Annotated in this window: 12 protein-coding genes and 2 pseudogenes; 3 read left to right on the top strand and 11 right to left on the bottom strand. The window is 59.1% G+C overall.

From position 1 onward, the window contains the following. Window positions 1-201 precede the first annotated feature (201 nt). Both NKJ93_RS19480 and NKJ93_RS19485 read right to left on the bottom strand, forming a co-directional pair. Window positions 202-1,058: pseudogene (locus tag NKJ93_RS19480) on the bottom strand (MBL fold metallo-hydrolase); the annotation flags it as partial. Further along, entirely contained in the window at window positions 1,045-2,550 is a 1,506-nt protein-coding gene (locus NKJ93_RS19485) for an aminotransferase class V-fold PLP-dependent enzyme (RefSeq protein WP_352491424.1), read from the bottom strand. The gene NKJ93_RS19485 and the pseudogene NKJ93_RS19480, both read right to left, overlap by 14 nt. Before the next feature lie 94 nt (window positions 2,551-2,644). On the opposite strand from NKJ93_RS19485, the gene NKJ93_RS19490 reads away from it, so the two are divergent. Further along, complete coding sequence (locus NKJ93_RS19490; protein ID WP_352466327.1) at window positions 2,645-3,127, top strand: Lrp/AsnC family transcriptional regulator; 483 nt, start codon at window positions 2,645-2,647, stop codon at window positions 3,125-3,127. Between the two features lie 185 nt (window positions 3,128-3,312). Here NKJ93_RS19490 and NKJ93_RS19495 read toward each other — a convergent pair whose 3' ends face one another. The 8 genes and pseudogenes from NKJ93_RS19495 to NKJ93_RS19530 all read right to left on the bottom strand — a co-directional run bounded on the left by NKJ93_RS19495 (window position 3,313) and on the right by NKJ93_RS19530 (window position 9,771). Next, window positions 3,313-4,005 (bottom strand): amino acid ABC transporter permease, encoded by a 693-nt coding sequence (locus NKJ93_RS19495; protein ID WP_352466326.1) that lies wholly within the window; start codon window positions 4,003-4,005, stop codon window positions 3,313-3,315. Window positions 4,006-4,023: 18 nt separating this feature from the next. Beyond that, window positions 4,024-4,740 (bottom strand): amino acid ABC transporter permease, encoded by a 717-nt coding sequence (locus tag NKJ93_RS19500; protein ID WP_031194726.1) that lies wholly within the window; start codon window positions 4,738-4,740, stop codon window positions 4,024-4,026. A gap of 59 nt (window positions 4,741-4,799) precedes the next feature. Then, a pseudogene (locus NKJ93_RS19505) lies at window positions 4,800-5,626 on the bottom strand (transporter substrate-binding domain-containing protein). A 16-nt stretch (window positions 5,627-5,642) separates the two neighbouring features. Next, entirely contained in the window at window positions 5,643-6,383 is a 741-nt protein-coding gene (locus tag NKJ93_RS19510; protein ID WP_352491423.1) for an amino acid ABC transporter ATP-binding protein, read from the bottom strand. Between the two features lie 56 nt (window positions 6,384-6,439). Further along, on the bottom strand, window positions 6,440-7,003 hold the full coding sequence (locus tag NKJ93_RS19515) for a peroxidase-related enzyme (RefSeq protein WP_352547717.1): 564 nt from the start codon (window positions 7,001-7,003) through the stop codon (window positions 6,440-6,442). Next, window positions 7,000-7,239 carry a hypothetical protein gene (locus tag NKJ93_RS19520; RefSeq protein WP_352491421.1) on the bottom strand — a complete coding sequence of 80 codons (240 nt, stop codon included), beginning with the start codon at window positions 7,237-7,239 and terminating at the stop codon, window positions 7,000-7,002. The genes NKJ93_RS19515 and NKJ93_RS19520 overlap by 4 nt, the downstream gene beginning before the upstream one ends. A gap of 94 nt (window positions 7,240-7,333) precedes the next feature. Continuing rightward, window positions 7,334-8,803 (bottom strand): NAD(P)-binding domain-containing protein, encoded by a 1,470-nt coding sequence (locus NKJ93_RS19525; RefSeq protein WP_352590744.1) that lies wholly within the window; start codon window positions 8,801-8,803, stop codon window positions 7,334-7,336. Next, on the bottom strand, window positions 8,800-9,771 hold the full coding sequence (locus NKJ93_RS19530; RefSeq protein ID WP_352466322.1) for a LysR family transcriptional regulator: 972 nt from the start codon (window positions 9,769-9,771) through the stop codon (window positions 8,800-8,802). The genes NKJ93_RS19525 and NKJ93_RS19530 overlap by 4 nt, the downstream gene beginning before the upstream one ends. 209 nt (window positions 9,772-9,980) lie before the next feature. Between NKJ93_RS19530 and NKJ93_RS19535 the strand changes: the two genes are divergently transcribed. Together NKJ93_RS19535 and NKJ93_RS19540 are read left to right on the top strand one after the other, a co-directional pair. After that, entirely contained in the window at window positions 9,981-11,051 is a 1,071-nt protein-coding gene (locus tag NKJ93_RS19535; protein WP_352466321.1) for an NAD/NADP octopine/nopaline dehydrogenase family protein, read from the top strand. Between the two features lie 359 nt (window positions 11,052-11,410). After that, window positions 11,411-11,953, top strand: coding sequence for a hypothetical protein (locus NKJ93_RS19540; protein WP_352466320.1), 543 nt, complete (start codon window positions 11,411-11,413; stop codon window positions 11,951-11,953). Here the strand turns inward: NKJ93_RS19540 and NKJ93_RS19545 are convergent. Next, the gene (locus tag NKJ93_RS19545; protein WP_502896190.1) at window positions 11,900-13,201 is read right to left on the bottom strand and encodes an MFS transporter; all 1,302 of its coding nucleotides are present in this window, start codon (window positions 13,199-13,201) and stop codon (window positions 11,900-11,902) included. The two genes, NKJ93_RS19540 and NKJ93_RS19545, sit on opposite strands and share 54 nt — an antisense overlap. Between the last annotated feature and the right edge of the window lie 65 nt (window positions 13,202-13,266).

Genomic DNA, 13,266 nt, shown 5'->3' on the forward strand with positions numbered 1-13,266 from the left:
GTTGCAGACGCGCCACTGCAATTGCTTACCGCGATCACTTCCGAGGATTGCTGATCCCGAGGACGTACATCAATAGGGCGTGGCGAGGATCGACTCGCCTCAGCCAATCGGACCGAGCGTACATCCGATCAGTGATCCTGAAGCGATCGCGCGCAGGAACTGCTGGAGAGAGCCATCCAATTCGTCGCTAATCCGGCGATGCGGCAGCGCGTTGAGCGGGATTTTCAGATAACGCAGGCCATTTTCCTCGACCTGAGGCAGCTCTCCTCCGCGAATATTGACCTGGAGGGCATGCAACATGAGCCTTGGCATCGGCAATGCCCTGTCTCGCGCCTCTCGAAGCCTGATGAACGCACTCCGAGATTGACCGGCGACGTGCTGGTTTTTCTCTTTCTGCTCCGCCACCGAACTCTCCCACAGAGCCTGGCGCCCTCCCGGCCTGTAGTCGTGACCGGTAAAGAGACGGGTCTCGCCGGGTAAGCTCAAAATGTCCTGGATGGACTGCCACAGATCAGCTGCGCTGCCGCCTGGAAAATCTGCACGGGCGGAGCCGCTATCGGGCATGAAAAGTGTGTCGTGAATGAACGCTGCATCGCCGATGACATAGCTTATCGACGCCAAGGTGTGTCCTGGCGAGTGCGTGACGCGCGCTTCCAGCTCGCCGATGTTGAAGGTCTCGCCGTCGCAAAACAGCCGATCCCATTGTGAGCCGTCACACGGGAGATCCGAGAAGTTATAGATCCGTTGCCAGATCCGCTGCACTTGCTTCACGCGCCCGCCGATCGCTGTCGGCACGCCGGTTTTTGCCTTGAGATAACCCGCGGCCGAAAAGTGATCGGCATGCGGATGGGTGTCCAGGATCCACTCGAGCTTCAAATTGTGGCTGTTGATGTAGTCGAGGATCGTGTCGCATTTGTCGTTGCCGTCGAGCCAGACTTTTCGTCGAAATCGAGCACTGGGTCGACGATGGCGCATCTTCGCGAACTCGGGCATGCAACGACATATTGGATGCTGCCCGTCCGTGCATCGTAGAAGCCGACGACTTCAGGCTGCTGCATGGGCGATGCCCTCGACTGCGGCTCGCGGGAAAAAGATCGCCCGGCCAGGGTCGAGGTCGTAGTCACGCTCGAAGTCCGTTGCGTCGGACGCAATCTGCGCCACGGCATCGAGTATGAACTGCACCTTCTCGTCCGGCAGCAGAACGCTGAAATTCAACCGGGTGAATCCCGGCTTTTTCATTTCGTCGCCGGAGAGAATGGCTTGCCTGATTTCCTCGGACTGCTCGTCGTCGATCGACAGCAGTCTGTGAACATACGGGCCGGCACAGGCGCAGCCACCGCGAGCCTGGATCCCGAATCGGTCGCTAAGCATGCGCGTGATCAACTGCTGGTGGACGTAGCCGCCCTTTCCGTTTTTGACCCTAAAGGAATAGATCGGAAGCCGGTCAGGACCCGACAGGCCGAGGAGCTCCAGCCGCGGCACGTCTTTCCATGCGCGAAAAGCACGACGCGCAAGCTCGCGATTGCGCGCTACCGTCGCATCAAGTCCGATCGCATCTTTGACGATGAAGGCCAGCGCGGCTCGTATGTCGCCGATCACGTTCGGCGTGCCGGCTTCCTCGCGTGATTCCAGGCTATCGCTGTAATCGTGTGTTTTGGGTGAGACGAACTTCACCGTCCCGCCACCTGGCCACGACGGCTTTGTCTCTGAAAGTCCATCGCGTCGAACGATCAAGATGCCGGAGGCACCGGGGCCCCCGAGGAACTTGTGAGGCGAAACGACTATCGCGTCGATCTCGGCATCAGGGGCGGGCGACATGGAAATCGGCAGATAAGGACCTGCGCCGGCATAGTCCCAGATCATCTTTGCGCCGGCGGCGTTCGCCATCGCGGTGACGGCCGCGACATCGCTCGTGATGCCCGTTACGTTCGAGGCCGCGGACATGGTGCATATCGTCAGAGTTGGCGACCGGTCCGCAAGCGCGTCCTTGAGGTGAGACAGGTCAGGCCCGCCGGACGGATCCTCGGCGATTTCCACGATTTCTGCTCCGCTCTCGCGCCAGGGCAGAATGTTGGAGTGATGCTCATAGGGACCGATAATGATCCGAGCGCGCTTGCCCGCTGCCACGGCTTCGGCGACGCCGAATAGCTTGACGAGGCGGTTGATCCCCGACGTAGCGCCGGAGCCGGTGAAGATCACAGCATGCCGTTCGGTGGCCCCGCAGAATTGACCGACCAGGGCGCGCGCTTCCCGACGCATGCGGGTCATGAAGCCTCCGCAATAGGAGGCTTCCGTGTGGCTGTTGGCGTAGTACGGCAGGACCTCCTCAAGCACAAAGCGCTCGATCTGACGGAGTGCGCGGCCTGACGCGACATAGTCGGCGTACACCAGGTCCTTTTGCCCGTAGGGACCCACGATTTTCGCCGTCGATCCCACAAGCCCATCCCGGAGGTCGGCGGTGACGTCAGCCTTTTTCTTCAGCCCCTGGCGGAACTTTGACAGAGGGGTCTCGGTCTGCCCTGTCGTCGGGCGAGCTGCTTGCACGGTCATTCTCCCCGGCTCGGATGTTGACTCGGATTGTAGCCTGCTCCACGGTCGAAAAAATTCACCTATTTTCTGCAATTTCTTGCAAAGAGCGTGTCAGATGATCGAAGATCGGGCGAAAATCGATGTATTTGATATGAAGATTTTGACGGCCATGCAGATCGATGCAAGCCTTTCGCAGCGAGATTTGGCGGAGAGGGTCGGCCTGTCCCAGAACGCGTGCTGGCGGCGGATCCAGCGCCTGCAGTCGCTAGGTCTTATCCGGGGGTCGCACAGCAATATCGATCTGCGAGCGCTGGGTCTCGACCTGACGGTTTTCGTAATGGTCCGCACTCGCCACCATTCCAAGGAGTGGAGTGAGGCGTTCCGTGCCCATGTTGAACGGTTGCCGGAGGTGATCGATTTCTATCGGATCGGAGGGGACTGGGACTATCTGATCAAGGTCGTGACGCAAGGCATGTCCGGCTACGATGCGTTCTACCAGAAACTGATCACGAACTTCGACCTGGCTACGGTGACAGGCTTCTTCTCGATGGAAGCGATCATCAACAATCGTCCAGTGGATCTGACCAATCTGCGATAATCCGGCGCGCAATTGGGACGCGCCGCTGGCCGTCGAGCAAGCCTTCGGCCGCAGGCCCCGCCAAGGTGTCTATTACAAGCCCACAGATCTGGCTGCGAGCTGGCCCCGCACGTCGGCTGTTTGCAGGCTCTCAACAGAGCCTTGAGTTCCTCCGCCTTGATGCGCGGGTTCCGACGACGCTTCGCTCAGGTCCGTACCCTAAGGGCTTGCTCCAGCCGATCGGCAATCTGGGTGACGATATAGGCAATCACCATGTAGATCACGACGGCAATCACGAAGGCTTCGAGATAGTAGTAGTTCAGCGCGGCGGTCAGCTGGGACTGGGCGAATATATCGACAACCTCGATGGCAAATCCGAGAGAAAGCGCCTTCATGATGACCATCATCGAGGTTGTCAGGTCGGGAATTGCCGTGAGAGCCACCTGGGGAAACAGAATCCGTCGGAACAATTGGCCGTTCGTATAGCCCAGCGAATAGGCCGCGTCTGACTGACCGGTGTCAAAGGCGTTCAGGGCTCCCTTGATAATCTCCGATTGGAACGCAGCGATACAGCCTGTCACCGCAATAATAAGGATAACCGAGTTGGGTGTTTCGTGGGCGTTGAAGTTGACCCCGAGCAACGAGAGCAGGAACTGGAATGCCGGGGGCAGACCGAAATAGGCGAGGAAAATCACGATGACCATCGGAACGCCCTTGAAGACGATCTTGTAAGCCATGATGAGCTCTCGCAGCACCGGGACTCGTCTATATTCGACGAGTGCGAAAATGCTGCCGACTAGCGTCGACAAGACGAAAATCGTCAGCGCCATTCCAAGCGTTACAGGTACGGCGCCCAGAATTTCCTGGGTGTCCTGGAGCAAAATTTCGGTATCGAACATGGTTTAATACCCTTTAGGTCAGACGCTGGCGATGGCCGCGTTCTTGATCTGAGCTGTTGTCGTGGCCTCAGGCGCCTGCATCGGCGAGCGAAGCTCGAACAAGTGCACGATGAACCAGGCAATCAGGCACATCAGCGCATAGATGACGGCCAGGACGAGGTATGTTTCGAACTGGTACTGGTTATAGTCGCGCTCCATGATCAAGTGCGCGGTCGCCATCACGTCGGCCGCCCCGATGTACATGACCAGCGCAACGTTATGGATCAGGTAGATGATGGAATTTCCATAGCCAGGCAATGCGAAGTGCACCGCTTGCGGGCCCACGATGCGGGTGATCTTCTGGCGAAAGGTATATCCTAGACTGTCGGCCGCATCATGCTGGCCGCGATCGACGGCCAGGTATGCGGGCCGAAGGACTTCCGACAGATAGCCGCCGTGGTAAAAGCTCAGTCCGACCATCGCAGCGATCGTCGGCGAGAAGAAATCTGCGGAGCCGAACAGGGCCACCAATAGGGGGAGCCCGTAGAACGCGACGAACAACTGGAGGACGACGGGAACGCTGCGGGCATAGGACACGTAGAGGTCGGTGAGGTGGCTGACCACTGGTATCCTGCGAATCCGCAATGTTGTCGCAACGAGCGCCAAGCAAAAGCCGACCAACATGGCGGTAAACGTGATAGCGAGCGTCAGCGGCAATGCCGAGAGCAACTCGGGAATCATAGCAGAAACATCCACTTTGAAACACTCCTTCTTGCAATTCAGCCTTGCCGCTGACGATATCTACTCAGATCGCATCATTTCATATACTTGACGATGCCTTCGCCAAACCACTTCTGCGAGAGCTTTTCGATCGTAGCGTCGTCTTTCAACTCCTTCAGAACTTTGTTCACGTCATTGACCAGAACCTTGTTTTCATCTGACTTGTGAATAAGCATATAAGTATTGTGGTGAAGACTGGTTCGGACGCCACGATGTCGAGCTTCTTTTCATCGATGACGGTCTGCTCACCAAGATTTGAAGGCAGGACCAGCGCGTCGAACTTGCCGTTCTGAACTTCGTCCAAACGGTTTGGATACGGGATTCCGGCGCTCGACGCCGTCACGTCAAGCTTGTATTGCGGATTTTCTTTTTGCCAGTTCATGATGAACTTATAGGTTCCGCCGCCAGCCGTGGTCGGAACGATCCTCTTGCCGACCAGATCTTTCATTTCTTTGATGCCGCTGCCCTTTTTGCTATAGATCTTCATCAGGCTGGCGCCCATGGGGTTTTCCGGAATGAAGAACTGCTTGGCGCGCTCGGGTGACTTGTAGTAACCACCGACCGCGATGTCGTACTTCCCGGTGGCAAGGCCGGTTTCCTGCGCGATGTCCGAGACACCTTCCATTTCGAATTTGTACTGCGGCAGCTTTGCGTTGATCGCTTTGAGGAGTTCGGGTTCATATCCTTGTGGTTCGACGCCGATCGCCCCCCACGCCAGCGGCTTGGATTCTGCCGACGTTGCGATCTTGATCGTGCGGACGCCCTCACCAAAGCTGGACCCCGCCCATACGAGGGCGATTGCCATGCCGCCCGCTACTGCTAGAGCGAGGCGACGGGAAGAACTGAATTTGATTGCAGACATTTGTTATGTTCCCTTCTTATTGGAGTGAGTGTTCAGAACTGAGAAACTGGGCAAGCCTTGGGCTGGACGGTGAATCGAAGATCTCAGCCGGGCTGCCATCGGCGGCAACGACGCCCCGATCCATGAAAACGATGCGGTTAGAGATGCTTTTTGCAAATTGCATCTCGTGGGTCACAAGGAGCGAAGTGATGCCAGACGACGTGACGTCTCTAATCACCTTCAGAACTTCGCCAACAAGTTCAGGATCCAGCGATGACGTCGGCTCGTCGAAGAGCATCACATCCGGCCGAACCGCCAGCGCACGTGCGATGCCTGTACGCTGCAACTGGCCGCCCGAGAGCTGGGATGGATAGCTGTCTCGCTTGGAGGAGAGGCCAACTCGTTCAAGCTCCCTGAGCGCGATTTCACGGGCTTCGTCCGTGGATTTGCGCTGCACGACGACTAGCGGATCCATGACGTTCTGGAGGACGGTCATGTTCTTGAAGACGTTGAATTGCTGAAAGACCATCGCTGTCCGGAGCCGGATCGCCTGGATAGCTGCCTTGTCAGCGCGCTGGTAATCCATCCGAATCTGATCGAATGCGATGGTTCCAGATGCCGGCTTAACCAGGTAGTTGATGCACTTCAGCAGGGTGGTCTTGCCGGTGCCGCTTGGGCCGATGATTGACACAACGTCGCCTCGCTTTACCGAGAGATTGACGCCATTCAGGACCTGCGTGCTTCCGTAGGACAGCTTTATATCTTTGAGTTCAAGCATTCTGGTTGGTGCCCTTCACAGTGTGGGACGGAGTGCCTTGACCGCATGCGACATCATCACCCGCTCTCCGCATGGCCGAGAACGTGCATCAGCCGGTTTGCCCAGCCGAAGATCGAGATGGCGTGGATAAGGTCGATGATCTCGGCATCATTCATGCCGACGGATCGCAGCGTGGCGATATCGTCTGCGGTCGCTTCCGAAGGCGCCGCCGACAGGCGGCGGGCAAAGCTGTAGATTGCAGCATCGCGGGGCCCAAGCGCTTCAGGTTTATCGAGATAAAGTGCGGTGACCACTTGGTCGCTCTTGGTCAGCTCTGCATGCCTGCGGGCGTGAACAACGGCACAGAATTTGCAGCCATTGACCATTGATGCGCCCAACGCGCCAAGTTCGCGATCGGGACGGGCGAGCCCGCCCTCGACATACATGATCGCGTTGAACAAAACGGTACGCGCAAGATAGCTCTCTGGGTCATGCGCAAGGGTTCGCACATATTCCGAAACTTTCTTGGCGGAGGGCGTAACCTTCATCGCATCGTGCTGTTCCGGCGTGGCCCCGGACAACTCGACCGGCGCGATGTATGGCTGCCAGTTCAGCGGCTTCAGGCGCACCGAGGAAATCATGCCGACCTCATCAATCGCAAGCCGGTCGCTACCCGCGTCTGGAAGTTGACGAAGGCAATCAGTTCGGAGAGCGCGACGATCTGAGGATTGTTCAATCCAGCCTGGGCGAGCAGGGCGATGTCGCTCGCCTCCGCCTTTTTTGGCGTCAACGTGACCAGGTCGGCGTGCCGGGCGATAGTCGCCAATGGTTCTTCCAGAGCCGTTTCGCCCTGGGCCACGGCCCGGAGATGCGACATTCCTCGGCCCCTTGCACGAATTCCGGCCGAAACCGACGCGCTCTGAAAAGCTCATCGTCCGGCGAAAGACCGGCGGCCTTGTCCATCGCGTCGATCACCACGCGGCCTCCTTCTGCAGCAAGGGTGTTGAATCGACCCATTCGTCGCCCAGAAGTTCGGGCGTGTCGTAAGCGATCAGATTGGCGAAGTGGGTTTCGACATCTTCGGCAAACAGCGATGCGGCAATGCCGCGGACGAGACGGTCGGCCCCGGCGCTGACGGCCGGGATGTCGCCGGAGACCTTGCCATGGGTCAGCATCGCGGCGTCGTTGAAGCAATGGATATGCGCCAGCATCGGGCAGGAGCCGGGGACGCGTTCGCGAAACTCGAAGGCCGGACCGAGATCCGGCGCGTCCGACATGCCTGCACGAGCCGGCCCCATATCCGGCCTATATCGGCCATCCGACCAGGTGCGGATATGTGGGGCGATCGCCGCAAATTCCGGGCGGCCGCTGAAGTCATTTGAAAAGCCGGTTGCCGCGATCAGGAAGTCGTAGCGTATCGGCCCCTGCGTGGTTTCCACCAGCAGGGTCCCTGCCTCTTCCCTCACCGCAACTATGACGCAGTCGAGAAGGAACCGAGCATTCGAGTGGCGAGACACGCGGAGTGTCGAGGAACGCGGCGGCGGTGTCTGGGTCGAGGCGGTATAATCGAAGAATTTCCACTTCCAGGCATCGGGCAAGTGATGCATGCCGAGTACAACACCCGGGCTGCCAATGCCGGTCAGCTTGTTGATGCGCGGCATTTCCTTGCACCGGATCAACATGTCAACAGAGCCGGCTCCCGCCTCGAGTGCCGTTGCGGCATTGTCCATGGACGAGGCACCAGCGCCAATAACCGCGACACGCTTGCCTTTCAGCGCGTCGAAATCGATGTCGTCGGCAGAATGGGCCCAATAGGCGCGATCGACGCCGCTGAGGAAATCGGGCACGGCAAAACCGCCCAACCCGGACCGACCGGTGGCCAGAACGAGGCGACGGGTGAGAACCCGGCCGGTTTCCGCGCCTTCGATATCGATCGCAATCAGATCTCCAAGGGGTGCCAGTCCGGTCATGCGCACGCTGTTGCGCACCGGCAGGCCAAGAACCTTGCGGTACCAGACAAGGTAGTCCATCCACTGGCCCTTGGGGATTTTGTCCAGCGACCGCCAAGCCTCAACGCCCCATTGCGCCGTGAACCAGGCGCGGAACGTCAATTGCGGCAGGCCGAGCGATGGACCGTGCAGTGTTTTCGGCGACCGGAGCGTTTGCATGCGGGCAAAGGTGACCCATGGTCCTTCGAGCCCGGCCGGAGCCGCATCATAGGCCACGACATTGGTTATCCCGGTCAGCACCAGCTTTGCCGTGGCAGCAAGTCCGCACATGCCGGCGCCGATCACCACGACGTCACGGACCGGCACGCCATCGTGCGAACGCGCGGGAACCCATGGCTTGGCGGGCAGTTCGAGAAAGTCGAGATCCTGCGCGAGCTGTGCTTCGAGCGCAGCAAGACCTGTCGGCGTTGGCGCGGCGGGGGTATGCTTCATATTCCTGTTCCGTGATTTGTGCCGGATGCAGGATCGTTCACCAATTGGCCAGCGAGGGTCGGATCCAGTTTTTTGAAGCCGACGATCGACCGTTCAGCCACCGCCTCGACCGCATCCATCAACGCCTGCGCGACTGGACGAAGGGGGCGTTTTTCGGCAGCCATAACGCCCCAATAAAAAAGAACGGTTGCGTCGATCGGGCGGATGACGACATCGGGCAGGGCGACGCCATAAGCGGTGAGGGGATCGATGACGGCCGCCGCACCAGTCTGACGCACGATCTGTAACGCGCCATATGCAGTATTCGTCCGGATCACTGGCCCTGTGTCGATGCCCCTGGCCGCCAAGGCCTTTGAGACATGCAACTGGAAACGTAGGGGGTTGAGCAGTGTGGCGACGCGGCGACCGGCAAAAGCGGAAAGCGGTATGACGTCAAGTTCAGCCAGCGGATCGTCCTCCCGCACGGCAGCAACATCAGGCGCTGAATAAAGCCGCAGGACATCCAGACCAGGCGTATCGAGCGGCAGGCTTGAAAACCCGATCTCGGCACGTCCGCTCCGCACCTCCTGGGCGACGATCGAGGGGAGAAACTGCCCGAGATGCGTCTCGTGCGGAAGTTCGACACCTTTGAGCTCGGCCATGGCCGTCGGGATCAAGCCAGTACCGATCGCGGAAGTGGTAACAATCTGCAGGATCCGCCGTCTGCCGGCGGCAATCATCTTGGCCCGCGCGGCAAGCTCGGTGAAGGACATCAGCAAACGCCGCGCTTCCTCCTCGAAGGCGGCACCTTCTTCAGACAACTGCACCCGCCGACCGACACGGTGCAGCAATTCGAAGCCGAGCTCTGCCTCGAGATCCTGAATGGTGCGTGTCACTGCAGGCTGGGAACACCCGAGCATCTCGGCAGCCTTGGTGATGCTGCCACTGGCGGCAACGGCAAGAAAGGCCTGGAGATCTCGTGTTTCCATTTACGCCTACATGCGTATTATGTATGAATAAGATCGTCTCATTCATTTTTGATATATGTCAAGCGGGAAACGAATATTCGCTGCGGCATGTTGCAATCGCGGGCTCAGGCCGGAATCCCATCGCCAGAAGCCGACGATGGCAGATGCGGCTCCGATTTGTGGAACCTCCTAGTGAGAAATGGAGGCTGCAATGCAACAGGAGGGAATTTATGCGCGTAAGCATTCTTGGCGCCGGAGCGATTGCTTACGGCCTTGCCGCCTATCTGGCCGAAGCGGGACATGACCCTATGCTTTGGTCGCCTTCCGGAGAACGCACCAAGGCGCTGGCCGCCGGTGGATTGCTGAAGGCTACCGGAGCTATCAAGGCAACGACTAAGGTGCGCATCGCCAAGGATTGCGAAGACGCCATTGCCGATGCCGACGTCGTCATAATCGCGTTGCCGGCTTACGGCCACAAGATGGTGATGGACGCTGCCACTCCTTATCTAAGCGACGGAACGCCGGTTATCATCAGCTCGCACAGTTCCTTTGGGGCACTGTATCTCTCCAAGCAGCTTGCGGACCGGAAGGTTAGCCTGCCGATCGTCGTCTGGGGTACCACGCTCGTGACTGGGCAACAGCGCGGGCCAGCCGAAATCGATGTTGCAACCGTTCGCCAGAAACTGGATGTCGCGACGCTGCCTTTCAGTGCTCAGGACCAAGGGTTCGAGCTTTGCACGAGCTTGTTCGGCGATCGTTTCGTCAAGCGCGACGGCATGCTTGCTATCGCGCTCAGCAACCTCAATCCGCAGAACCATCTTGGGATCGCTCTTCTTAATCTCACACGCATGGAGAAGGGAGAACAGTGGAGCCAGGCCGGAAACGTCACCCCGGCTGTCGGCCGCTTTATCGAGGCTCTGGACGCGGAACGATTGGCGATCGCCGCCCGTTTTGGAATTGCCGTGCGCACAGTTGAAGAGCATTTTTCATTGTCGTTTCACGTCCCCATGGCCACCGTTTCGGAAATGAACCAGGAGATGGATCGCCAAGGCCGCGGCGGCTTCGGCCCGTCAACCATCGAAAGCCGCTATATCCTCGAGGACGTTCCGTTCGGGCTGCTGCCGACCGTTTTGTTGGGGAAGATCAGCGGAAATTCAGCGATTCTCCATGAATCTGGAATTGCCATATTCTCGGCGGCTTACGGTCGCGATCTTAAGGGAGATAATGATATTCTTCCCGCGCTGGGCTTCGAGGGAATGGCAAAAGCGGACCTCGAAAACCTTTGCCGTAAGGGATTTTAACAAGTTTCCACAGTGGACTGGGACATAGGCCAAGTGCCCGAAAAACCACCGGGGCTGGTTGCCGGCGAGCACGACATGCAGGTTCCTCGGCGAGCGCCGGGAGATGTCTCCAGGAACTCAGCACGAGATCAAATGGTCCCGCCCGGCGGTGTGAGTGGGTCTGTAGCAGGGTCCGTCATCGAAACCCAGTGCGGCATGGTTCCATCAGTTGCCAGATGCCTGAACATTGCATCAACTGCGCAGGCGCTTCGCGCCTCCATCAAGATACCGGCCATGCAGGCGCCGACAGTCCGGAACAACGAGTGTCGTAGCCCGTTCAGGATAAGTGGTTCGTCCACAATCAGCTACGCGAGATAGACATGTTCCGATTTCTAACGTGGGCAGGGACCATCTTGGGTCTGACGATGTCACCGGCGCAGGCCGCCAGTGATGCGGATCAGGCTGTCGAACAATTTCACCGTACCTGTCTGGCCGAGGGTCCCAATTTCGAGCGCATGATAGAGACCGCGCACGAACGCAGGTGGACACTTATTGCCGAAGCAGGCTTCGCCGAACTCGCGCCAATCGCTAATCCAACCTCATTGGAGGCATGGCTGGTGGCCGAAGCGGAGGAAGGATTGCCAGCAGGAACCATCATCGGCACCACCAAGGCAACGATGAGCGGCAAACCGGTGCAGACGTGTACGCTGGCATTTCCCGATATCGATCAAGAGGCATTTCGGAAGAGTTTCTTCACCCGTACGGATGCCGAGAAGATTGCCGAAGATCGCGATACGGAGGAGTTCTCGCGTCTCTACATCCTCGTTGCCGGCGGACGTAAGCAATTTGTCCGGCTGGTGGTCCTGCCTTCAACGCCACCAGGAAACCCGCGCGTCGTTGCCAGTTCGATCATGGCCGACTGACATGTCATTCCTCCCGCCCCCGTGCTCCTCTGGAGGGCGAACACTGCGAAATGTCGCGAGCAGCAGAAGGTCGTAGATAATTTTCAGCCCACCGGCGATGATCAGGGGCCAGCCAAAGCTGGAGACGGCAAGGAGAGCCCCTGCGAGGACCGGACTGGCGGCCGCCGCGAGGCTGCGGGGGACGGCGGTGATGCTCGCCGCGGCAGCCCGCTCTTCGGGCGTCACCACGGCCATGACGTACGATGTGCGGGTCGGCACGTCCATCTGCGACAGCGCGCTTCTAATCAGCAGAAGAGCGATAGCCGGAGCGACGCTCGGCATGAACGGGATGAGCACCAGACAGAGGCTCGACGGAAGGTGCGTAAACACCATCGTGTTTATGAGTCCGATCTGCTGGGAAATTCGCACAGCGACCAAATAGGACGCAGCCGAAAGGACACCCGTCCAGAAGAAGATTGCGCCGGTCGCGGCCAGCGACAGGCCGAACCGTTGAAAGAGCCAGAGGGCCAACAACGATTGGACGATGAAGCCGCCTGCGAAAGCGTCGAGGCTGAAGAGCGCTGCGAGTGACAGAACGATGGAGCGAGACCTGCGCAATGGCTGTGCCGACACTTTGCCTGCATCAGGCGCGTCACTCGGCAGCCGCCGATAGAGGAGCACCGCCGCCAACCCAAGTGAGGCATAAAATAGAAAAGCTGCCTGGAGGGCCTGCTTCATTTCCAGGCCGATGGCGTCGCGGAGAAAGTCGGGCGCTCCTGCGGCCAGCGCTCCGACGGCGCCGGCGAGAGAGCCGATGAGGCTGTAGCGCGCAAAGAGCGCCGTGCGGTCGCGGTCGGTGACGCTCTGCGCAAGCTGCGCATGTTCGAGCGGTAGAAACACGCTGACGTCCCCTGAAGATGGGTTCAGCGTGCCGACGAACGCGATGAGAAGCAGCGGCCAGAAGTCGTGAACGACAGCGAAGACCACCCCCGTTGCTATCATCAGGACAGCCGCTGCGGTCAGCAGCGCTCGACGGGAGAAGCGGTGCGCGACGATCCCAACAGCCAGGGTGAGGACGGCTGAGCCCGCGAGCGTCGCCGTCGACAGGGTTCCGATCTCGAAGGCGTCGAAGCCGAGCGTGGCCAGATAGGCGGGAAGCAGGATGCTGACCAGACCGTCACCGAACGCCCGCAGTCCCCTTGATATCAGCAGGTTCGCAGCAGTCGGCTCAGCACCGGCAGGAAGGAGCCTGAAGCGCCGCTTCGAAATAGCTTTGCGCAAACCGTGCGCGAGCCACTGTAACGTCAACAATGCCTCCTCACCACTGGTAAGCG

The organism is Mesorhizobium sp. M0028, assembly GCF_040323855.1.
Taxonomy (GTDB): domain Bacteria; phylum Pseudomonadota; class Alphaproteobacteria; order Rhizobiales; family Rhizobiaceae; genus Mesorhizobium.

Bases quoted from the DNA above. Each gene is read 5' to 3' on its own strand.
- NKJ93_RS19535 (WP_352466321.1), top strand. From the start codon at position 9,981: ATGCGCGTAAGCATTCTTGGCGCCGGAGCGATTGCTTACGGCCTTGCC.
- NKJ93_RS19495 (WP_352466326.1), bottom strand. From the start codon at position 4,005: ATGTTCGATACCGAAATTTTGCTCCAGGACACCCAGGAAATTCTGGGC.
- NKJ93_RS19515 (WP_352547717.1), bottom strand. From the start codon at position 7,003: ATGATTTCCTCGGTGCGCCTGAAGCCGCTGAACTGGCAGCCATACATC.
- NKJ93_RS19525 (WP_352590744.1), bottom strand. From the start codon at position 8,803: ATGAAGCATACCCCCGCCGCGCCAACGCCGACAGGTCTTGCTGCGCTC.
- NKJ93_RS19540 (WP_352466320.1), top strand. From the start codon at position 11,411: ATGTTCCGATTTCTAACGTGGGCAGGGACCATCTTGGGTCTGACGATG.
- NKJ93_RS19530 (WP_352466322.1), bottom strand. From the start codon at position 9,771: ATGGAAACACGAGATCTCCAGGCCTTTCTTGCCGTTGCCGCCAGTGGC.
- NKJ93_RS19490 (WP_352466327.1), top strand. From the start codon at position 2,645: ATGATCGAAGATCGGGCGAAAATCGATGTATTTGATATGAAGATTTTG.
- NKJ93_RS19520 (WP_352491421.1), bottom strand. From the start codon at position 7,239: ATGTCGCATCTCCGGGCCGTGGCCCAGGGCGAAACGGCTCTGGAAGAA.
- NKJ93_RS19510 (WP_352491423.1), bottom strand. From the start codon at position 6,383: ATGCTTGAACTCAAAGATATAAAGCTGTCCTACGGAAGCACGCAGGTC.
- NKJ93_RS19485 (WP_352491424.1), bottom strand. From the start codon at position 2,550: ATGACCGTGCAAGCAGCTCGCCCGACGACAGGGCAGACCGAGACCCCT.